Annotated in this window: 18 protein-coding genes, 1 rRNA gene and 1 pseudogene; 9 read left to right on the top strand and 11 right to left on the bottom strand. The window is 71.4% G+C overall.

All coding sequences use genetic code 11. The features are described from left to right. Window positions 1-59: 59 nt before the first annotated feature. Complete coding sequence (locus AB0K34_RS32155) at window positions 60-554, top strand: cupin domain-containing protein (RefSeq protein WP_138637721.1); 495 nt, start codon at window positions 60-62, stop codon at window positions 552-554. 74 nt (window positions 555-628) lie between these two features. On the opposite strand, the gene AB0K34_RS32150 is transcribed toward AB0K34_RS32155, so the two are convergent. The 4 genes from AB0K34_RS32150 to AB0K34_RS32135 form a co-directional block, all read right to left on the bottom strand. Next, on the bottom strand, window positions 629-1894 hold the full coding sequence (locus tag AB0K34_RS32150) for a cyclopropane-fatty-acyl-phospholipid synthase family protein (RefSeq protein WP_138637722.1): 1266 nt from the start codon (window positions 1892-1894) through the stop codon (window positions 629-631). A gap of 81 nt (window positions 1895-1975) precedes the next feature. Next, on the bottom strand, window positions 1976-3343 hold the full coding sequence (locus tag AB0K34_RS32145; protein ID WP_364552782.1) for an FAD-binding oxidoreductase: 1368 nt from the start codon (window positions 3341-3343) through the stop codon (window positions 1976-1978). 197 nt (window positions 3344-3540) lie between these two features. Next, window positions 3541-4050, bottom strand: coding sequence for a DUF1707 and DUF4870 domain-containing protein (locus tag AB0K34_RS32140; protein WP_364552781.1), 510 nt, complete (start codon window positions 4048-4050; stop codon window positions 3541-3543). Window positions 4051-4086: 36 nt separating this feature from the next. Beyond that, the gene (locus AB0K34_RS32135; protein ID WP_364552780.1) at window positions 4087-4914 is read right to left on the bottom strand and encodes a polysaccharide deacetylase family protein; all 828 of its coding nucleotides are present in this window, start codon (window positions 4912-4914) and stop codon (window positions 4087-4089) included. A gap of 150 nt (window positions 4915-5064) precedes the next feature. On the opposite strand from AB0K34_RS32135, the gene AB0K34_RS32130 reads away from it, so the two are divergent. Continuing rightward, window positions 5065-5436 (top strand): hypothetical protein, encoded by a 372-nt coding sequence (locus tag AB0K34_RS32130; RefSeq protein ID WP_364552779.1) that lies wholly within the window; start codon window positions 5065-5067, stop codon window positions 5434-5436. A 112-nt stretch (window positions 5437-5548) separates the two neighbouring features. On the opposite strand, the gene AB0K34_RS32125 is transcribed toward AB0K34_RS32130, so the two are convergent. Then, complete coding sequence (locus AB0K34_RS32125) at window positions 5549-6508, bottom strand: DUF4192 domain-containing protein (protein WP_364552778.1); 960 nt, start codon at window positions 6506-6508, stop codon at window positions 5549-5551. A gap of 155 nt (window positions 6509-6663) precedes the next feature. Here AB0K34_RS32125 and AB0K34_RS32120 point away from each other — a divergent pair, with 155 nt between their 5' ends. Beyond that, window positions 6664-8709, top strand: a complete 2046-nt coding sequence (locus AB0K34_RS32120) for an ATP-dependent DNA helicase (RefSeq protein WP_364552799.1) — start codon at window positions 6664-6666, stop codon at window positions 8707-8709. A gap of 1 nt (window position 8710) precedes the next feature. Here the strand turns inward: AB0K34_RS32120 and AB0K34_RS32115 are convergent, their stop codons facing one another. From AB0K34_RS32115 to AB0K34_RS32105, 3 genes are all read right to left on the bottom strand, one after another. Continuing rightward, window positions 8711-9922: a pyridoxal phosphate-dependent aminotransferase gene (locus tag AB0K34_RS32115; protein ID WP_138639631.1), complete on the bottom strand. Its 1212-nt coding sequence runs from the start codon at window positions 9920-9922 to the stop codon at window positions 8711-8713. 77 nt (window positions 9923-9999) lie between these two features. Further along, window positions 10000-12510 (bottom strand): FtsX-like permease family protein, encoded by a 2511-nt coding sequence (locus tag AB0K34_RS32110; RefSeq protein ID WP_364552777.1) that lies wholly within the window; start codon window positions 12508-12510, stop codon window positions 10000-10002. Further along, window positions 12507-13277, bottom strand: coding sequence for an ABC transporter ATP-binding protein (locus AB0K34_RS32105; protein ID WP_364552776.1), 771 nt, complete (start codon window positions 13275-13277; stop codon window positions 12507-12509). Before AB0K34_RS32105 ends, AB0K34_RS32110 begins: the two co-directional genes overlap by 4 nt. Before the next feature lie 228 nt (window positions 13278-13505). On the opposite strand from AB0K34_RS32105, the gene AB0K34_RS32100 reads away from it, so the two are divergent. The 4 genes from AB0K34_RS32100 to AB0K34_RS32085 all read left to right on the top strand — a co-directional run bounded on the left by AB0K34_RS32100 (window position 13506) and on the right by AB0K34_RS32085 (window position 17830). Continuing rightward, window positions 13506-14249, top strand: a complete 744-nt coding sequence (locus AB0K34_RS32100; protein WP_364552775.1) for a TetR/AcrR family transcriptional regulator — start codon at window positions 13506-13508, stop codon at window positions 14247-14249. An 85-nt stretch (window positions 14250-14334) separates the two neighbouring features. Then, window positions 14335-15336, top strand: coding sequence for a diiron oxygenase (locus AB0K34_RS32095; RefSeq protein WP_364552774.1), 1002 nt, complete (start codon window positions 14335-14337; stop codon window positions 15334-15336). A 2-nt stretch (window positions 15337-15338) separates the two neighbouring features. Beyond that, window positions 15339-16880: an NAD(P)/FAD-dependent oxidoreductase gene (locus tag AB0K34_RS32090; protein ID WP_138639627.1), complete on the top strand. Its 1542-nt coding sequence runs from the start codon at window positions 15339-15341 to the stop codon at window positions 16878-16880. Window positions 16881-17011: 131 nt separating this feature from the next. After that, on the top strand, window positions 17012-17830 hold the full coding sequence (locus tag AB0K34_RS32085; RefSeq protein WP_138639626.1) for an SDR family oxidoreductase: 819 nt from the start codon (window positions 17012-17014) through the stop codon (window positions 17828-17830). A 3-nt stretch (window positions 17831-17833) separates the two neighbouring features. Here the strand turns inward: AB0K34_RS32085 and AB0K34_RS32080 are convergent, their stop codons facing one another. Beyond that, window positions 17834-19054: a GAF domain-containing SpoIIE family protein phosphatase gene (locus AB0K34_RS32080; RefSeq protein WP_364552772.1), complete on the bottom strand. Its 1221-nt coding sequence runs from the start codon at window positions 19052-19054 to the stop codon at window positions 17834-17836. 122 nt (window positions 19055-19176) lie between these two features. Here AB0K34_RS32080 and AB0K34_RS32075 point away from each other — a divergent pair, with 122 nt between their 5' ends. Then, window positions 19177-19668 (top strand): DUF523 domain-containing protein, encoded by a 492-nt coding sequence (locus AB0K34_RS32075; RefSeq protein ID WP_364552771.1) that lies wholly within the window; start codon window positions 19177-19179, stop codon window positions 19666-19668. Between the two features lie 404 nt (window positions 19669-20072). Here the strand turns inward: AB0K34_RS32075 and AB0K34_RS32070 are convergent, their stop codons facing one another. After that, window positions 20073-20282 (bottom strand): DUF397 domain-containing protein, encoded by a 210-nt coding sequence (locus tag AB0K34_RS32070; RefSeq protein WP_138642351.1) that lies wholly within the window; start codon window positions 20280-20282, stop codon window positions 20073-20075. Window positions 20283-20387: 105 nt separating this feature from the next. Here AB0K34_RS32070 and AB0K34_RS32065 point away from each other — a divergent pair. Next, window positions 20388-20891 (top strand): annotated as a pseudogene (locus tag AB0K34_RS32065) (phosphotransferase); the annotation flags it as partial. A gap of 259 nt (window positions 20892-21150) precedes the next feature. Here AB0K34_RS32065 and rrf read toward each other — a convergent pair. Continuing rightward, window positions 21151-21245, bottom strand: a 5S ribosomal RNA gene (gene rrf / locus AB0K34_RS32060); the annotation flags it as partial.

Genomic DNA, 21245 nt, shown 5'->3' with positions numbered 1-21245 from the left:
GGCAAGACCACCGCAGGCCCGACCGACCGTTACGAACCATGCCGAACCCAGGAGGCACCATGTCGCTGATCTCGCCGGACTTCGACTCGTCCGTGATCGTCCGCTCCGCCGAGGCCGAGGTCGTCGGCCGGGCCCCCACCACCATCCGGCTGCTCGCCGACAGCAGCTCGACCGGCGGCGCCCTGTCCACCCAGCGGGTCACGCTCACCGGCGGCGCCGACGGCGCCAAGCCGCACCGCCACGACGGCTCCGCCGAACTGTTCTACATGCTGGACGGCACCGCGCAGCTGCTGTCCGGCGAGCAGGTCGTCACCGCCGAACGCGGCGACCTCGTCGTCGTCCCGCCCGGCCTCGCGCACGCCTTCGCCGCCGCGCCCGGCGAGGACGCCGACATCCTCATCGTCATCACGCCCGGCGTCGAGCGGTTCGAGTACTTCCGGCACCTGGAGCGCATCGCCTACGGCAAGGTGCCGCCCGAGAGCCTCCTGGACGTCCAGGAGCTCTACGACACCTACTTCCTCGGCAGCGCCGCCTGGGACGCCGCCCGCGCCTGACCAGGGCCCGGACGCCGACGAGCCGACCGAGAACGCCCGGTCGGCTCGTCACACTGGCGGGAGCGGGTCGCCCGTCACGATCCCCAGTCGGGACGCAGCGGCATGTTGCTCGCGCCGTCGTCGTGCAGCTTGACGCCGAGCGTCTGGTGCAGCTGGATCCAGTTCTGGTTGAAGCCGAGCACGCAACCCGCCATGTAGACGCGCCACACCCGGGCGGTGCCCTCGCCCACCTCGGCGACGGCCTCGTCCCAGTGCTCGTCCAGGTTCCGGCACCAGCCGGTCAGCGTGCGGGCGTAGTGCTCGCGCAGGTTCTCCTGGTGCCGGATCTCGAAACCCGCGTCGTTCATCTGCATCTGGACGTAGCCGGGCCCCTCCAGCTCACCGTCCGGGAACACGTACCGGTTGATGAACCCGTTCTCCTTGCGGGACGGGGCCGTGTTGTCCGGACGCGTGATGGTGTGGTTCAGCATCCGGCCGCCCTTGCGCAGCTTCCCGTAGAGGAACGAGAAGTAGGACGGCAGGTTCGCCTTGCCGATGTGCTCGGTGAGGCCGATGGAGCTGATCGCGTCGAAGCCGGTCTCCGTCACGTCCCGGTAGTCCATGTGCCGGACCTCGGCGAGGTCGGACAGCCCCCGGTCGGCGATCGCCTTCTGCGCCCACTCGGCCTGCTGCTTGGACAGCGTGACGCCGAGCGCCTTGACCCCGTACTCCTTCGCGGCGTGCATCACCATGCCGCCCCAGCCGCAGCCCACGTCCAGCAGCCGCATCCCCGGCTTGAGCGCGATCTTCTTCGCGACCAGGTCGTGCTTGTTGAACTGGGCCTCCTCCAGCGTCGCGTTCTCGTGCGGATAGCACGCGCACGTGTACGCCATGGAGGGGCCGAGCACCCACTCGTAGAAGGTGTTGGAGACGTCGTAGTGGTGCGAGATGGCCTTCGCGTCCCGCCGCTTGGAGTGCCGCAGCCACGACGGGATCCGGCTGAACGGCGCCTCCTGCGGCGGCGGGTCCAGCCGGCGCGAGACCGCGCCGCGCAGCAGCGGGTCGCGGAAGACCGAGCCGGCGATCCGCGCCTTGTCGCGCGGCGTCACCTCGCTCAGCACCTGCTGCATCGTCGTCAGCGCCTCGATCATGTCGCCGTCGACGTCGATCATCCCGGTGACGTAGGCGCGGGCGAGGCCCAGCGCGCCCGGTGAGCGCAGCAGGTACGACACCGCGTACGGCGAACGGACGTCGAACCTGATGTCGGCGCCGGGCACCCCCGCCCGCGATCCGTCGTACGCCGTGAACTCCACTGGCGCCTCAGCCCCGGCGAGCCGCTCGAAGACCCTGGCCAGCGTCATGGTGATCCCTCCTGTCTCTCCGCCCGGACCCGGCCTGCCGGCCCTCGGCCCCGTGGGCTCCCCCGATACGGCGGGCGCATGTCAGCGTCCGCGCACGCACTTGTCGTAGAGGTCCAGCAGCCGCTCGGCGGGGTCGTAGCGCCCCTTGAGCCGCCGGTAGGTCTCCCCGTCGTAGTACCGCCAGAACTCGTCCCGGCCGTAGAAGGCCGTCGAGTAGAGGGACTTGTGCCCGTCGAGGGCAGCGACCTTCCGCTCGATGAGCCGGTTGTGGTACTCGGGGATCTGACCGGGCGGGATGCGGACCGTCCCCCAGAAGCCGACGTTCACGTACGGGCGGCCGGTCTCCAGCGGGTACAGCGGCCACCGCTCCTTCGCACGCAGCGGGCACAGCCAGACCGGGCTCATGCCGACCTTGTCGTGGAAGAACTCCAGGAACTCGGGCAGCCGCTCCACCGGCACCTCGATGTCCTGGATGACGTCCTCGCGCGGACGCAGCCCCCGCCAGCGCTCCGCGCGCGCGATGATGTGGTACCGGCGGTCGTAGGCGACCAGCTTGCGGTACACGTCGGAGCGCTTGTACTTGTCGGGCCACAGCCGCCGGACCGTCGGGTTCTGCACGCCGAACGCGCCCGAGCACCAGAACCAGTCGGTGTCCCAGCGCCAGATGTAGTCGCGGACCGTCATGAAGTCGACCGACCGCTCCTGGATGGACCGGTAGTAGATCTGCTGGCCGGTGTAGTCGGAGGTGTACGGCGCCGAGTCGGCGAAGAAGCCGAGCGTGATGTACTGCTCGCCCGGGCTGAAGTACGTCCCGTCCATGAAGTCGACGGACTCGCCCTCGAACGTCCCCGACTCGGTGATCTCGCCCATCGCCTTGGCCAGCTCGACCGCGTCGGTGAACCGCAGGTGCCGGAGCCGGACGTACGGGCTGACCGGCCGCAGTTCGATCTTCAGCCGCAGCGTGTAGCCGAGCGTCCCGTAGGAGTTCGGGAACCCGAAGAACAGGTCGGAGTGCTCGTTGTCGCGCGTCGCCGTGACGATCTCGCCGCCCCCGGTGAGGACCTCCATCTCCAGGACGCCCTCGTGCGGCAGCCCGTCGCGGAACGACGTCGACTCGATGCCGAGCCCCGTCACCGCCCCGCCCAGCGTGATGGTCTTCAGCTGCGGGACGACCGTCGGCATCAGCCCGTGCGGCAGCGTCGCGTCGACGAGGTCCTCGTAGGTCGTCATCCCCTGGACCTGCGCCGTGCGCTCCCGCGCGTCGACGCTCAGCACCTTGTCGAACCCGGACACGTCCAGGCCGGGCGCCGCCGAGGGGTCGCGCCACCGGAACAGGTTCGAGGTCCGCTTCGCCAGCCGTACCGGCGTGCCCTTCGGGATCGCCTCGTAGGACCTCTTGAGCGCGTCCACCGCCCGCTGGTGGTCGCCCTTGACCGCAAGCTCCGTCATCTAGCCCCTCCCTGACCTAGTAAATCGATCATCCCATGCATCGTCCACATAATTCGGACGTTGCAGGTGTCACAGGTCGAGAGGGGAATAACCCCGTCGGCGTACACATCGGTCGTTTCGTCTCCTGGAGGCGACAGAAACCGCTACAGGGCAGCCACGTCAACCTTTCCCCTGAGGCGCATGCCGACAAACCCCGGTCACTTGACCAGGCGCAGGATCCACGGATAGCGGAACGTGCCGCCGGTCAGCGCGTACACCGCCGCGATCGCCGACAGCACCCACGCGACCGCGTACACGATCCCGCCGACGCCGAACGTGACGATCGTGAGCAGCAGCAGCGTCACCTGGAAGTTGACCGCCTCCGCGGCCTGCCGCCGGACGTACTCCGACCGCTTGCCGCTCAGCAGCATCAGCACGAGCGGCCCGACGAACAGCGTCGGCACCGCCACGGCGTGGGCCGCCGCCGCGAGCATCCGGTCCTCCCCCGTGACGGCCTCGGCGACCGGCGCCGCCCGGACCGGCTCCAGGTCGCGGGTGACGCCGCCCAGCTGGCTGCGCGTCTTCGACGTGATCGCCAGCTGGACGCGCATGTCGAACTCGTCCTCGTCGAGCCGCCCCTCGGCGTAGGCGTGCTGGAGCCGCTGGATGGCCGACTCGCGCTCGGCGTCCGAGACCCGCAGGTCCCCCACCGCGTAGCTGCTGTCCATACCCTCCATGCTGGGCGCAGCGGCGCCCGCGGACCATCAGGGATGACCCTGAGCCGCCCCTGAATCGGCCATCGGCCGACCGGTCTGGCCGTACTCCTTCCCGGGGACGAGCCGCCCGCCGTACAGCTCCGACACGGTCACGAACACATACCCCTGCGCGGCCAGCCGGTCGATGATGCGCGGGACGGCCTTCACCGTCGTCGGGTGGATGTCGTGCATCAGCACCACGTAGCCGGGCTTGACCGCCTTCAGCACCCGCTTCTCGACGTACGCGCTGTCGCGGTGCTGCCAGTCGAGCGGGTCGACCGTCCACAGCACCTGCGCGAGCCCCTGCTCCCGCGCGGCCTTCGCGAGCCGCTTCGACATCGACCCGTACGGCGGCCGGAGCAGCACCGGCGTGACCCCCGCCGCCCGCCGGACGGCCTCCTGCGTCCGCGTCAGCTCCGACACGACCTTCTTGCCGGACGCCGTCCCGAGGTCGGCGTGCGTGTAGCTGTGGTCGCCGATCTCGTGCCCGGCCTCGTGCTCGCGCCGCACCAGCTCCGGATGCTGGACGACGTTCTCCCCCACCACGAAGAACGTCACCCGCACCTTGCGGGCGGCGAGGATGTCGAGCAGCTCCGCCGTACTGGCGGCCGGCCCGTCGTCGAACGTCAGCGCCACGCACTTGACCCGCGCGCAGTCCGGAGGCGGCGGCGGTGGTTTCGGCTTGGGCTTCGGTTTCGGTTTCGCGGCCGGGGCCTCGCCGTGCGCGGCGGTGAGCCGGACCTCCGCCGGGGCCCCGCCGAGCGAGCTGAGCCACCCGCACACCGCCGCCGCGAGCACGGCCGCCGCCCCACGCCGGACAAGCTGCAGCCCGCCCATCAACACCCCCGCTGACGTTCCCCCAAGATCAGCCAGTCTAGGGCTCAGGCCCTTGCCCGCCGGGCATTCCGCCGCTGTGTCGGGAACCCGCACACCCGGTATGTCGTTATCGTCGTACACCGCATCCGCGAGCAGAGGACGGGGTGGACGATGAGGTTCCGGGACCGGTTCGGGATCCGCAGGCACCGCGGGTCCACGGTGACGCGGCTGGACCGCGAGGCGACCGACACCGACATCGAGGCGCTGATCGCCTTCGCGCGCTCCCGCCGCGGCGTCGAGTTCTTCGTCGAGCCGGAGACCTTCGCCACCGACACCACCGCCGTCGCCGTCGCCCACGACGGCGAGTGGACCCGCCGCCGCGTCGGTTCCCCGAAGGTCATCGGCAAGGTGGCCCGCGACCTGGGCCTGCCCATCTACGACGTCCAGATCGTCGGCTACCCGCCCCGCATGCGCGCCTGGAACGCCCGCAACCCCGACCGCCGCATCGACCCCGGCACCCCCGGCCAAGCCGTAGCCCCCTAACCCCCCACCGCGCAACAAAGCCGCCCCTCCCCCACCCACCCGGCGCTCGTTGCGCAGGTGCGGTGACGCGGGCAGTCGTGGCGTCCGTTGGGTGGGAGCTGGGGGCATGGTGTTAGCCGGCCTTTCTGTTGTTGTAGGCGGCGGCTAGTTCGGCCGGCGTCATGCGCAGGGGGAGTTGGGAGGGCGGGATGCCGGCGTTGATGACTTCGCGGAGGATGACGGCCATCGAGTAGGTGGGGTCGGCGTCCAGGGCGCGTTGGAGGGCGACGTTGGCGAGGCCGCCGTCGCCGGCGGTGTAGGCGGCGAACGCGAGGAGGGACGCGGGGGCGGGGGCGTACCGCTCCTCGACGCGGCGGAGGATGTCGCGCCAGAAGGCGATGTCGGCGGCGGGGGCGTCCTCGTCGATGCGGATCCATGCCTCGTCCCGGAAGCGCAGGTCGGTGAGCAGGAGGCCGAGCCAGGCGGCCTCGTCGTCGGTGGGGCTGGCGTGGGCGTGGTCGAGCAGGGCGAGCAGGCGGGCGAGGTCCTCCTCCACCGAAGGGGTGCGGGCCCGGTGCCGCTCGGCCCGGGCGGTGGCGGCGCGCATGGCGGCGCGGGCGGGGCCGTCGAAGGGCTGGACGGAGCGGACGAGTTCGTCGCGGTCGGCCAGCGCGACGTGGCCGGCGTAGGTCGCCTGGGCGGCGACGGCGCTGGCGGAGATGTCGTACGGGGTGCCCTCGGGCGGGCAGCACGCGTCGCGGCAGGTGAGCGACCACCAGCGGCCGGCGGCGACGCGGATCGCCTCGGCGACGGGGACGCCGGCCGCGGCGAGGGCCTCCCGCATCGGGGTGGCGGCCGCCTCGACCTCGGCGGCGGGGCCGTAGCCGAGGAGGAGGGAGCGGGCGTAGCCGTTGGCGGCGAGGACGGCGGCCGCCCGGCCGCCGTCGGCGGCCGGTAAGTCGAGCCGTACCGCGCATATGCCGCGACCGCCGTCGAAGCCGATCACGACGAGGCTGCGGGACGGGTGGAAGCCGAGCAGGTAGGGGACGGCGGCGATGGCGTCATGGGCGGTGCGGATCACGAGAGGTGCCATGCCGTCGACGGTCGCAGGGCACGGAAGTGCCCGGCGAGAATTCCGTGCACTGTGGATAACCTCCAGGCGGACGTGGGTGTCCGCCGGGGGCGGTAGCGTTGGGCGGCGTGCCCGCCCCTGATCTGCTGAACGCCAGCGATACCCAGATTCCGGACATGCCGACCCTGCTCGCCGCGGCGGTCGCGTCCATCGGGGGTGCCGAGCGCCCCGGCCAGGTGGAGATGGCGCGGGCGGTGGAGAGGGCGATCGAGTCCGGGGAGCATCTCGCCGCGCAGGCGGGCACCGGCACCGGCAAGTCGCTCGCGTACCTCGTGCCCGCGATCCGGTACGCGGTGGAGAAGCAGTCGACGGTCGTGGTGTCGACCGCGACGATCGCGCTGCAGCGGCAGCTCGTCGACCGCGACCTGCCCCGGCTGGCGGAGGCTCTCGGCCCCATGCTGGGCACGGAGCTGAAGTTCGCGATCCTGAAGGGGCGCCGCAACTACCTGTGCCTGCACCGGGTGCAGACGGGCGTGCCCGAGGAGGACGACGGGCCGAGCCTGTTCGACCCGCAGCAGCTGTCGACGCTGGGCCGCCAGGTCAAGCGGCTGAACGAGTGGGCGGACGAGACCCGCACCGGCGACCGGGACGAGCTGGTCCCGGGGGTGAGCGAGCAGGCGTGGCGGCAGGTGGCCGTCACGGCGAAGGAGTGCCTGGGCGCCCAGCGGTGCCCGCAGGGGACGGAGTGCTTCGCCGAGCTGGCGAGGGCGGAGGCCGGTGAGGCGCACATCGTGGTGACCAACCACGCGCTGCTGGCCATCGACGCCCTGGAGGAGTTCCAGGTCCTGCCCGAGCACGACGTGGTGGTGGTGGACGAGGCGCACGAGCTCGTCGACCGGGTGACGTCGGTCGCCACCGGCGACCTGAGCGGGGTCGGCGTCGAGACGGCCGCGCGGCGGTGCGGGCGTCTCATCGAGGAGGCCGTCGCCGACCGGCTGAAAGAAGCCGCGGAGGGCCTCGGCATCCTTCTGGAGGATCTGCCCCAAGGGCGTATGGACGTCCTACCGAGCGCCCTGGGCAACACCCTCGTGGTCGTACGGGACGCCGCGCACGCCTGCATCACGGCGCTCGGCCCCGACAAGAAGGAGTCGGATCCCGGCGACATGGCCGCGCGCAAGGCCGCGCGGTCGTCGCTGGAAGACCTGCACGACACGGCCGTGCGGATGCTGGAGGCGTTCCAGCCCGAGATGGCCGAGCGCTTCGACGTGGTGTGGGTGGAGAAGCCGTTCGTCCCGGACGGGCGCCCGAAGCGCCCGCCGGCGCTGCACGTGGCGCCGATCGGGGTCGGGGGCCTGCTGCGGGCGACGCTGTTCGAGCAGCGCACCGCGATCCTGACGTCGGCGACGCTGACGCTCGGCGGGTCGTTCGAGCCGCTCGCCAGGCAGTGGGGCCTGCCGCCGCTCGATGAGAAGGCGCCCAAAGACGCCAAGACGGCCGCGGAAGGGCTCGCGCAGACCGCGACGGAGAAGGGCGAGCAGACCGAGGTCGTGTGGGCCGGGCTCGACGCGGGTTCGCCGTTCGACCACCGGAAGGCCGGCATCCTGTACGTCGCGCGGCACCTGCCGCAGCCGGGGCGGGACGGCCTCGCCGACGCCTACCTGACGGAGATCACCGAGCTGATCGAGGCGGCGGGCGGGCGCACGCTGGGCCTGTTCTCCTCGATGCGGGCGGCGCGGCAGGCCGCCGACGAGCTGAAGGACCACCTGTCCCACCCCCTGCTGTGCCAGGGCGAGGACTCGACCTCCCTGCTGGTGAAGCAGTTCGCCGAGGACGAGCGGACGTGCCTGTTCGGCACCCTGTCGCTCTGGCAGGGCGTGGACGTCCCCGGCCCGTCGCTGCAGCTCGTCATCATGGACCGCATCCCGTTCCCGCGCCCGGACGACCCGGTGTCGTCGGCGCGGTCGCGGGCGGTCGCGGCGCGCGGCGGCAACGGGTTCATGGCGGTCGCCGCGACGCACGCCGCGCTGCTGCTGGCGCAGGGCGCGGGCCGGCTGCTGCGGTCGATGGACGACCGCGGCGTCGTCGCCGTCCTCGACCCGCGGCTGGCCACGGCCAGGTACGGCGGCTTCCTGAAGAACTCGCTGCCGCCGTTCTGGGCGACGACCGACCCGGACGTGGTCCGCGGCGCGCTGCGCCGCCTCGACGCGGCCGCCGCGGAGTGACTCAGCGGCGGTAGCCGGCGAGGAAGTCGCCGATGCGGCCGACGGCGTCCTCCAGGTCGTCGGCGTACTGGAGCGTGACGACGCGGAAGTGGTCGGTGGCCGGCCAGTTGAAGCCCGTGCCCTGGACGATGAGCAGCTTCTGCTGTTCGAGCAGGTCGAGGGCGAAGCGCATGTCGTCCTCGATCGGGTACATCTCGGGGTCCAGGCGGGGGAAGACGTAGAGGGCGCCCTGCGGCTTGACGCAGGACACGCCGGGCAGGTCGTTCAGCAGCTTCCAGGCGCGGTCGCGCTGCTCGCCGAGGCGGCCGGTCGGCAGGACGAGGTCGTCGATGCTCTGGTAGCCGCCGAGCGCGGCCTGGATGGCGTGCTGGCCGGGGACGTTCGGGCACAGCCGCATGTTGGCGAGGATGTCCAGGCCCTCGATGTAGGACTCGGCGTGCTCCTTCGGCCCGGACAGCACGACCCAGCCGGACCGGAACCCGGCGACCCGGTAGTTCTTCGACAGCCCGCCGAAGGTGAGGCACAGCAGGTCGGGGGCGAGCGAGGCGATCGGGACGTGCTCGGCCTCGTCGTAGAGGATCCGGTCGTAGATCTCGTCGGCGAAGACCAGCAGGTTGCGGCGGCGGGCGACCTCGACGACGCGGGTGAGGACCTCGCGCGAGTAGACGGCGCCGGTCGGGTTGTTCGGGTTGATGATGACGATCGCGCGGGTGCGGTCGCCGATCTTGGCCTCGATGTCGTCCAGGCTCGGCTGCCAGCCGTCGTCCTCGTCGCACAGGTAGTGCACGGGCGTGCCGCCGCAGAGGGAGACCGCGGCCGTCCACAGCGGGTAGTCGGGCGTGGGGATGAGGACCTCGTCGCCGTCGTTGAGCAGCGCCTGCAGGGTCATGACGATCAGCTCGGACACGCCGTTGCCGAGGTAGACGTCCTCGACGTCGATGTCGGTGACGCCGTTGTCCTCGAAGCGCTGCACGATGGCGCGGCGCGCGGGGAGGATGCCCTTGGAGTCGCTGTAGCCGTGCGCGTCCGGCAGGTTGCGGACCATGTCCTGGAGCAGCTCGGGCGGGGCCTCGAACCCGAACGGGGCCGGGTTGCCGATGTGCAGCTTGAGGATGTTGTTGCCCTGGGCCTCCAGCTGCTTGGCGCGCTTGAGCACGGGCCCGCGGATGTCGTAGCAGACGTTGGTGAGCTTCCCCGACTGGTTGACCTGCATGGATTTACCTTATCCGCGGCCCGCGCCCGCAATCCCCGTTCCCCCCGGCGTGGCGGGAGGAACGGGGACGGCGCGCGTCACGGCGCGGAGATCGCGGACAGGATCGCCAGCCGCGCCGCGCGCCGCGCGGGGCGGATCGCGGCGAGCGCCCCCGCCACCGCGCCGACCAGCGCGATGACCGCCAGCTGGACGGCGGGCGGGGCGAACGGGTTGCCGAGGGCGCTGCCCAGCCCCCAGCCGAGGAACAGCCCGAGCCCGATCCCGCCGGCGGTGCCGAACAGCGCGACGATCAGCGACTCCCAGCGGACCATCGACCTGATCTGCGGCCGGGTCGCGCCGACCGCGCGCAGCAGCCCGAGTTCGCGGGTCCGTTCGTGGACGGCGAGCGACAGCGTGTTGGCGATGCCGAGCAGCGCGACGACGATGGCGAGGATCAGCATCCCGTAGACGACGGTGATGAACCCCTGCTGCTCCTCCGTCTGCGAGGCGACGAAGTCGTCCCGCGTCTGGACCTCTGGGGCGCCGTACGCCGCGCTCAGCCGGGTCAGGGCGCGGGTAGCGGCGGCGGCCGACGCGCCTGGGCGAAGCTCGACGAACGCCCTCGTGTCCAAGGGCTGCCTGGTGTGGGCGTCCCATACGGTGCGCGGCACGAGGTAGTCGCCGGTCAGGTCGGTGTTCTCGTAGACGGCGCCTACGGTGAGCTGCTGGGACGTGCCGTCGGCGAACGTCACGCCCACCTGCGAACCGGCGCGCCAGCCCTTGTCGTCGGCGACGCTCTTCGACACCGCGAACGTACCGGCGTCCTTCATGGCGCCCTGGGTGACGTCCAGGTCGAGGACGCGGCCGAGGGCGGACGGGTCGGCGACGCTGACGGTCGACGGGTCGCCGTCCACCCGCATGCTGCCGGTCCCGGCCCCGGCGATCTCCCGGACCTCGGGCAGCCGCGCGGCGTCCTGCACGAGCCGGGTGCTGAACCCGCCGGTCTCGTTGTTGCCGGCGTTGACGACGAGCGACCCCTTGAACGATCCGGCGACGCTGTTCTCCAGGGACGCGCCCAGCGACCCGATGAACACCGTCATCAGCGAGACGACGCCGACGCCGATCATCAGCGCGGTCGCGGCGCCGGCGGTGCGGGCCGGGCTGCGGGACGCGTTGTCGCGGGCGAGCCGGCCCGGGACGCCGCGCAGCCGCGCCGCGGGGCCGCCGATGAGGGCCGCCACCGGGCGGGCGGCGACCGGCCCGAGCACGACCATCGCCGCGACGGTGACCACCGCGCCCGCGGCCGCCATCGCCATCTGCTCGGTGACCGCGCCGAACACGACGGTCCCGGCGGCGACGGCGGCGAAGACGCCGCCGACGATGATCCGGGTGTCGGTCGGCCGGGACGCCTCGGCCGCGACCTCGCGCAGCGCCGCCAGCGGCGGCGTCCGGGACGCCTTCAGCGCGGGCCCGAGCGCCGCGACCAGGGTCACCACCAGGCCGACCGGCACCGCGATGAGGATCGAGGTGGCGGCGACGGAGAGGCCCTCCACCGCGATTCCGATCCGGAACTGCATGAACAGCCACCGGAGCAGGGCGGCGAAGCCGAGCCCGCCGACGAGCCCGGCGAGGGTGGCGGCGCCGCCGACGACGAGCGCCTCGAACCCGACGATCGCGACGACCTGCCGGCGCCCGGCGCCGAGGGCGCGCAGCAGCGCCGACTCGCGGGTCCGCTGCGCCATCGTGATCGCGAACGTGTTGTGGATGGAGAACGCGGCGACGAGCAGCGCGACCCCGCCGAACGCGGCCAGCACGATCCGGAACACCCGCAGGAAGCCGCTCTCGACGAGGCTCATGCCCTCCTCGACCTGTGCCTTGTTGGTGACGGCCTCCACCCCGGCGGGCAGGACCGGCTTGATGCGGGACGCCAGTTCGGCCTGGCTGACGCCGTCCTCGGCGCGGACGGCGACGCCGCCGACGCGGTCGGTCCCCTTCGCGACGTACTGGCGGGCGCCCTCCAGCGAGAACGCCGTGAACGACGTCTCGCCGAACGCGTCCTCGTCACCGAACTTGCTGATGCCGACGACGGTCACCGGGACCTTCTGCGGGGTGAGCACCGCCGTGCGGTCGCCGACCTTGAGGTCTCCCTGGTCGGCGAACATCTTGTTGACGACGACCTCGTTGGGCGCTCGCGGGGCACGTCCGGAAACGAGGTGGTACGGGTTGAGTTCGGGGTCGGTCACCCAGTTGCCGGCCGTCCGCGGGCCGCGCGACTGGATCGTGGTGCCGTCCTTGGCGAGCAGCTGACCCGACCCTTGGATGGTGGGCTCGGCGTTGGCGACGCCGTCCACCTGGCGCACCGTGTCCACAAGGGACGCGTCGATCTCCCCGCGCGCGCCCCACGGCGCGTCGCTCACCTTGGTCGCGTTCCGCACGGTCACGTCCGTGCTGCCGTACGCCTTGGAGAAGTAGCCGTCGATGCTCGCCGCGAGCGTGTCGCCGAGGACGAGCGTCCCGGTAAGGAACGTCACGCCGAGGAAGACCGCCACCAGGGAGCCGACCAGTCGGCGTTTGCGTCCCCACAATTCTTTGAAGACGAGCCCGGTCATGAGTGGTCTCCCAGCCCTCGCATGCGGTCCAGCACCCGGTCGGGCGTGGGGGCGTCCATGACGTCGACGATGCGGCCGTCGGCGAGGAACACGACCGCGTCGGCGTGGCCCGCGGCGACCGGGTCGTGCGTGACCATCGCGACGGTCTGGCCGAGGTCGTCCACGGCGTTGCGGAGCAGCGCCAGCACCTCGGCGCCGGTGCGGGAGTCAAGGTTGCCGGTCGGCTCGTCCGCGAACACGATCTGCGGACGGGTGACGAGCGCGCGCGCCAGGGCGACACGCTGCTGCTGCCCGCCCGACATCTCCGAAGGCCGGTGCGACAGCCTGTCCCCCAGCTTCAGGACGCGGACGACGGTGTCCAGCCACTCCCCGTCCGGGCTCGTCCCCGCCAGCGTGAGCGGGAGCAGGATGTTGTCGCGCGCCGTGAGGGTCGGGATCAGGTTGAACGCCTGGAACACGAACCCGATGCGCTCGCGGCGGAGCTTGGTGAGCCGCCGGTCCGACAGCGCCCCGAGCTCCTGGCCGCCCACGTAGACCTTGCCGGACGTCGCGTCCTCCAGCCCTGCCACGCAGTGCATGAGCGTGGACTTGCCGGCGCCGGACGGGCCCATGATGGCGGTGAACCGCCCGTCCGGGAACTCGATGGTGACGTCGTCGAGCGCGCGCACCGCCATGTCACCGGACCCGTACACCTTGCCGAGGTGCTCGGTCCGGGCGCCGCCGTCGACTTCGCCGACCGTTCGTCTTGCCTCTGCTGCGTTTCCCATGCCGGGATCGTGGCCGCGCGCCATGCCGCCCGTCGTCGGGCGAGGAGAGGCACCCGCGCTGCTCCCCCGGACGCACCCGGCCCCGCCCCGGCTACCTCCGCCGCGGTATCCGCCCGCGGCGTCCGCCCGCTCCCGCCGCGAAGATCAATAAGACGCGATGTCCAATTGTGATGCGGGCAACATACATGCAGGCTTGCTTGCTTGTATCCGCGCTCGTACCTTCGAGCCATGGCAGTAAGCAGCCGCCGACGACACCGGCACGGCTCCTCCAGCCGCCGCACGCAGGAGGAACGCCGGTCGCGCACCCAGGCCCGGCTCCTGGAGGCGACCATGGAGTGCCTGGTCGACCTCGGCTGGTCCGGGACGTCCACCACGGAAGTGGCCCGCCGCGCGGGCGTGTCGCGCGGCGCGCAGCAGCACCACTACCCGACGAAGATGGTCCTCGTCGCGGCGGCGCTGGAGCACCTCCTGGAGGCGCAGCGCCTGGCGTACGAGACGGCGTTCGCCGTACTGCCGGCGGAGCGCCGCAACGTCTCGGGCGCCCTCGACCTTCTGTGGGAGGTGTTCCGCGGCCGTCCCGCCAAGGCCCTCATGGAGCTGGCCGTGGCGGCCCGCACCGACGACGAGCTGCGGCCGCTGTGCATCGACCTGAACGAGCGGATCCTCCAGGTGATCCTGGAGACCTTCGAGCGGCTGTTCCCCCAGAACACGCTGCCCCCCGACTTCGCCCCGACGATGCTGCGCGCCCTGTTCGCGATGTTCGTCGGGCTCTCCATACAGAACGCACTGGACGACGACGCCGAAGGCCACCAGGCCGCGGTGCTGCGCCAGGTCAAGGACGTCGCGCAGCTGATCGTCCCGCAGCCGGGGGCGCCGTCGGGCGCGCCCATGCCCGACACCCCCGCACAGGCGTCCGCACCGGACGCACCCGAGCCGGACGCGCCGGACGCGCCCGCGCGGCAATCCGTGTGACCCACTCCGACGACTCCACCCCCCGCACCACCGCCGGCCCGCGATCGGTACGCGCCGGCCGCATCACCCCGAGGGAGCGCCTCACATGCCGAAAGCCCCCACCGAACTCGCCGACGAGGTCCGCGAGCAGGTCAAGGACAAGAAGTCGTACCTCGGCGTCATCGACCGCCTGAACAAGGCGTCGGTGGACAAGCACTGGGAGGCCTACGCCGACATCCCCTGGGACGACCCCGAGTTCACGGTCGACAAGAACGACCCGCGCTGGGTCCTGCCGCCGTTCGACCGGCTCGGCCAGACGGCCTGGTACCAGGCGCAGCCGCCGGAGATCCAGGCGCAGATCGGGCTGTGGCGCGTCGCCACCGCGATGAAGATCGGGCTGCAGTTCGAGAACCTGCTGAAGCGCGGGCTGCTCAACTACGCCTACCGGCTGCCGAACGGCCGGCCCGAGTTCCGGTACGTCTACCACGAGACGACCGAGGAATGTCACCACGGGATGATGTTCCAGGAGTTCGTGAACCGGACGAAGATGCCGATCCGCGGCATGCCGCGCTCGCTCAGCCTCATCGCGCAGGCCGCGCCGTGGATCCCGCTGGTCAGCACCGAGATGTTCTTCGTGTTCGTGCTCGGCGGCGAGGACCCGATCGACTACGTCCAGCGCAAGTCCCTCAAGGGCGGGCACATCAAGCACCCGCTCGAAGAGACCATCATGAAGATCCACATCGCGGAGGAGGCCCGGCACATCTCGTTCGCCCGGCACTACCTCAAGCACCGGGTGCCGAACATGCACCCGATGCGCCGCCGGATCCTCGGCCTGGCCACCCCCGTCGTGCTCGGCGTGATGGCGCGGATCATGCTGTCCCCGCCCGGGCCGATGGTGCGGCACTTCAACATCCCGAAGGACGTCGTCCGCGCCGCCTACCGCAACGACGCGTCGCAGGCGGAGATCTCGAACTCGGTCGGCAAGATCCGCGACCTGATGGCCGAGCTGAACGTGATCGACCCGGTGAACAAGCGGGTGTGGAAGGCGTTCGGCATCTGGGACGAGCCCAAGCAGCGCCGCACGGTCGAATCCGCCAAGGCCGCCTGAGCATGGCGGCGGTTCAGCACCCCGCCGTGGTGACGCCGGCGGCGGGGCCGGGGGGCCCGTACAAGGTCGTCATCGTCGGGACGGGCTTCTCCGGCCTCGGCATGGCGATCGGGCTGAAGAAGGCCGGCGTGCACGACTTCGTCATCCTGGAGAAGGCGGACGAGGTCGGCGGGACGTGGCGGGAGAACACCTACCCCGGCTGCGCGTGCGACATCATGTCGCTGCTGTACTCCTACTCCTTCGAGCCCAAGGCCGACTGGTCGCGGATGTTCCCGAAGCAGGCGGAGCTGCTGCAGTACATCAAGGACATCGTCGACAAGTACGAGCTGGCGCAGCACATCCGGTTCAACGCCGAGGCGACCGGGGCGGAGTACGACGACGCCACCGACACCTGGCAGGTGACCGTCAACGGCGACGAGGTCGTCCGGGGGCGGGCGCTGGTCGCGGGCATGGGCCCGCTGCACCATCCGAGCATCCCCGACCTGCCGGGGCTCGCCTCGTTCGAGGGGGCGACGTTCCACTCCGCGCAGTGGGACCACTCCTACGACCTGACCGGCAAGCGGGTCGCGGTGATCGGGACGGGCGCGTCCGCGATCCAGTTCGTCCCGCAGATCGCGAAGCGGGTCCGGCACCTGACGGTGTTCCAGCGGACGCCGCCGTGGATCCTCCCGAAGCCCGACCGGCCGGTCACCGCGGTGGAGCGGGCGCTGTTCCGGCGCGTCCCGCTCGTCCAGCGCGGCTACCGCAACGGCATCTACCTGATGCAGGAGAGCTTCGTCCTCGGGTTCAAGAACCCGCGGCTGCTCAAGGCGGCCAGTTCCCTCGCCCGGTGGCATCTCGCCCGGCAGGTCCCCGACCGGGACCTGCGCCGCAAGCTCACCCCCGACTACACGATGGGCTGCAAGCGGACGCTGGTGTCGAGCGACTACTACCCGGCGCTGATGCGGCCCAACGTGGAGCTGACCACCGAGGGCATCGCCGAGGTCCGCGAGCACTCGATCGTCACGCGGGACGGCCGCGAGCACGAGGTCGACGCGATCATCTTCGGCACCGGCTTCCACGTCACCGACGCGATGGAGGGCGCGCACATCGTCGGCCGCGGCGGGCTGAAGATCCAGGACGCCTGGAAGGACGGCATCGAGGCGCACCTCGGCGTCGCGGTCGCGGGCTTCCCGAACCTGTTCCTGCTGCTCGGGCCCAACTCCGGGCTCGGCCACAACTCGATGATCTTCATCATCGAGGCGCAGGTCCGCTACGTCCTGCAGGCCCTGGCGATGCTGGACGCGGCGGGCGGCGCGCGGATCTCGGTGAAGCCGTCCGTCCAGGACCGGTTCAACCAGTGGGTGCAGCGCAAGTCGGAGGGGGCCGTCTGGGTCGCCGGCGGCTGCGACAGCTGGTACCTCGACCGCGCCGGCGTCAACCGGGCCGCGTGGCCGGCGTCCACGCTGAACTTCTGGCTGCGGACCCGCCGGCTGGACCCCGGCGACTTCCAGATCGAGCGGGACACCGGGCGCCGGGACGAGCCGGCCGCCTCCGCCTTGTAGCGGCGCGAGTATCGGCGGGCACCGCCCGCCCCCTACAATCCCCCGTAATTGAACATCTCATCCAATTAGCCACCGCGAACCGGGTCGCCCCCATGCGGCCCGGGCCCGCGGTTCATCGAGCGGAGCGCGCAATGAGCATCGCGATCGTGACCGGAGGCGCATCCGGCATCGGCCGTGCGATCGCCACGTCCCTGGTGGCGCGCGGCGACACCGTCGTCGTCAGCGACGTCAACGCCGACGGCGCGGCGAAGGTCGCCGAGAAGCTGAACACCCTCGGCAGGGGCAAGGCGTCCTCCGCCGCCCTCGACGTCACCGACGCCGACGCCGTCGCCGACCTCTACAAAGGCGTCAAGGCCGAGCACGGCCGGCTGGACCTCGTGTTCAACAACGCCGGCATCGCGATCGGCGGGCTGGCCGAGGAGCTCACCCTCGACCACTGGAACCGCGCGATCGACATCAACCTCAAGGGCGTCGTCCACGGCGTCCACGCCGCCTACCCGATCATGCTGGAGCAGGGCTCCGGCCACATCGTGAACACCGCGTCGCTGGCGGGCCTCGTCCCGATGCCGATCGGCATCCCCTACACCGCCACCAAGCACGCCGTCGTCGGCCTCTCCCTCGGCCTGCGCGCCGAGGCCGCCGGACGCGGCGTCAAGGTCAGCGTCGTCTGCCCGTCCTTCGTCGACACCCCGCTGCTGCACAACGTCAACCCGGACCTGCCCGAGACGGCGCTCAGCGGCGACGCGACCGGCGACATCGCCAAGGCGTCCCCGCGCCTCTACACGGCGGAGAAACTGGCCCGCGACATCATGCGCGGCGTCGCGAAGAACCAGGCGCTCATCGTCGCGCCCGCGCACGGCCGGCTCGCCTGGCGCGGCGTCCGCCTCAACCCGGGCGCCGCCGTCCGCGTCGCCCAGCTCGCCGTCGGCCGGATCCGCGCCGGGAAGTGACGGTCAGCCGGGCAGCCGGCGGATGATCAGCAGCGCGACGTCGTCCTCGGCCTGCTCGCGGCCGATCAGCGCCGCCATCACCGCGGCGCCGACGTCCTCGGGCGGGCCCGCCGACACCGCGCGGCGCAGCCGCTCGATGCCGGCGTTCAGCGACGCGTCCCGCCGCTCGATCAGCCCGTCGGTGTAGAAGCACAGCAGCGCGCCCGGCGGGAGCGCGAGCGTCATGGTCTCGCGGGGCATGTCGTCCCCGAGGCCGATGAGGACGTCCGGCTTCGCCTCGACGGGCTGCGCGGGCTCGCCGGGCAGCGCGAGGATGGGCGGGCAGTGCCCGGCCGACGACAGCCGCACCCGCCGCAGGCCGGGGTCGAACACGGCGTACAGCACGGTCGCCGTCGCGTCGGGCTCGAAATGCTGCATCTTCCGGTCGAGCCTGCGCAGCACCTCGGAGGGGTCGGTGCTCTCCAGCGCGTACGCCCGCAGCGCGCTGCGCATCCGCCCCATCACGACGGCGGCGCCGAGCCCGTGCCCCGCGACGTCCCCCATCACGATGCCGATCTCGCCGGACGGGAGCGTGAACACGTCGTACCAGTCGCCGCCGACGCTGGCCTTGCCGGGCCGGTAGCGCGCGGTCAGCTCGGCGCCGGGGATGTCGGGGAGCGCGGCCGGCACGAGGCTGCGCTGCAGCTCCCGCGCGCCGGCGCGCTCGGCGCGGCTCGTGAGCGACTGCACGGCCATCGCGACGCGCGAGGCCGCGAGCCGCAGGAGCTCGATCTCGTCCTCGGTGAACCGGCGCGGGACGAGCGTTCCGACGTGCAGGACGCCGACGAGCGAGCCGCCGCCGATGAGCGGCACGCCGAGCAGCGACCGCAGCCCCCGCTGCACGAGCAGCGGATTGAACACGCCCGCGGTCGGCACGTCCGCGATGTAGACGGCCTGCCGCTCCGCGGCGACGCGCCCGGCGAACCCCTGCCCGACCGGGACGTGCGCCGCCTGGCTGACCTCCTCCTCTATGCCCTTCGCGGCCGTCGCCACGAGAAACCGCGCCTGCCGGTCGAGCAGCAGCACGACGGCGGTGTCGACGTTCAGGATCCGGCGCAGCCGGTCGAGCAGCGTGTCGAGGAACTCGTCCACGTCCATATGGGCGAACGCCTCATCGGTGATCGCCCGGATCCGCTCCAGCTCGCGGGCGGCCCGGTCCCCGGTGCCCGCTGAGTTCTCCAACATTCCACCCATATGTTCGTTAGTTGATGTTCTGCAACTATTACCCGAGCTCTGCGGACCGATCCAGAGGGTGACGCAGATCACGGCGGCGCCCTCCGCGCGACGGCCGACATAGGCTGGACGCCATGGAACGCATCCTGGTCAGCTCGTGCCTGGCGGGGCGGCGCGTCCGCTACGACGGCGCGGCTAAGCCGGTCGGGGGCGACCTCTTCCACCAGTGGCGGACGGAAGGCCGCCTGATCCCATTCTGCCCCGAAGTATCAGGCGGATTGCCCGTACCCCGCCCGCCCGCCGAGATCGTCGGCGGCGACGGAGCCGACGTCCTCGACGGCACGGCCCGCATCCTCACCGGCGGCGGCGAGGACGTGACCGAGGAGTTCCTCCGCGGCGCCCGCCTCGCCCTGGAGACCGCCCGCCGCTCCGGCGCCCGCATCGCCCTGCTCAAGGAGGGCAGCCCCTCCTGCGGCAGCCACCGGATCTACGACGGCACCTTCACGGGCGCGCACCACCCCGGCACGGGCGTGACGACCGCCCTGCTCCAGCGCGCCGGCATCGAGGTCTTCAGCGAGGACGACCTGGAAGCCGTCCAGGTCCACCTGACAGCTCTGGAAGCCTGACCCCCTCCACCCCGCCCTCCCGCATCCCGTCACCCATCAGCCGCATGCCCTCGGCCCGGCGGCGAGTTCGGTCAAGCCAGCCGACTCCCATCACGCACACGCACACGGCGGCAGTGAAGGATTCGATGAAGTGGATCTATCCGGCCACGGCCATCGACGCGGCGGGTGCCGTCCTCCCCGGAATGTTGGAGCGCGGAACCGGGGGGCTGCTGTGGGCCGGCGGCCTCAGCTCCGTCCTGCCGATGCGATGCTCGGCGGGGCCTGGCCGTCTCCGCTGCGGCGCATCAGCAACGGGCCAAGGGGCATCGACCGATGACCACCGCAAGGAGGGCCGGATTCGTTCATCCCGGCCGATGCCCAGGCCCGTCCGTCCAACGGCTCGGCTTACCGCCTTTCCAGTCGGCTCAGATCTCGTTCACCCGCGCCTTGACCGCCTCAAGGAACGTCGCCCAGTGCTCCGCATCCAGGACGAGCACGGCTCCGGCCGGTGCCTTGCTGTCCCGGATCCCGATGCCGGGCCGCAGGCGGGCGACCTCGACACAGTTGCTCGAACCGTTGCTCCGGGAGCTCTTGCGCCACGTGGCGCCATCGCGCGCCGCACGAACCCGATCCATTGACCCTCCTTGGTTGCCGGACCCCTACCCTCATTAAACAAACCATTCAGAAGTGGGGGTTTAGGACGTCCTGAAGTCGATCAATGGTATGACCGCTTGGTCACGATGATCGTGGGCGAGGAGCGTCGGCCCCGGCCTAGAAGGGATGGCATGAGCGACCGGTCGAGCACGCATCTCCTCGAAATCGGAGCCGAGGTGGTGGTCAAGCGCTACCGGTCGTGGGAGTACAGGCAACCGGAGCGGGAGTGGACCGCTCTGAGGCTGCTCGACGAGCATGTCCCCGGAACAGCACCAATGCCAGTCTCCGCACTTCCGCCTCGCGCGGGCCGACCCGCCGAGTTGCTCCAGCAGGTGAGGGGATGGTGTGCGGAGGGTTCGAGCCTCGATGCTTCCCCAATGGCCGCCAAGGCACTGACCGAAGGCTCGCAATGGCTCCAACACCCGGATCTCGCCGACCGACTAGCTCAGCCGGGAACGCCGGTGTTCGGGACCGGGGACGGGAATCTCGCCAATTACCTGTGGGACGGCTCCGAGGCGCGCCTGGTCGATTTCGAGTACTCCGGCCTCAGCGACCGCGCGTACGAGCTGGCGGAGATGACCGAGCACATCTCGGTACGGCAGCACGGCGGAACCGCCCTCGTTCGAGTGTTGGAGGAGGTGGCATCGGAGGAGCCCGGGTCTTCGAGGTTCACCGATTGCCGGCGGCTGCACGCGCTCTTCTGGCTGCTCCGAATCCTGGGCAGCGACCAAGGCCGCTCGCCGGACGGATCGCCCATCCTCGCCTCCCAGGCGACGAGAGTCCTCGAACTGCTGGGCCGAGAAATGAGAAAGGCCCCGCCGAAAACGGCGGGGCCTTCCTGCAATATGAGTCCGGCGGCGTCCTACTCTCCCACACGGTCTCCCATGCAGTACCATCGGCGCTGAAGGGCTTAACTTCCGGGTTCGGGATGGGACCGGGTGTTT

This window comes from Actinomadura sp. NPDC049382, from assembly GCF_040677125.1.
GTDB classification, from domain to species: Bacteria; Actinomycetota; Actinomycetes; order Streptosporangiales; family Streptosporangiaceae; genus Spirillospora; species Spirillospora geliboluensis.
The sequence above is the reverse complement of the archived record's forward strand: the minus strand, read 5'-3'. Positions and strand labels throughout refer to the sequence as shown.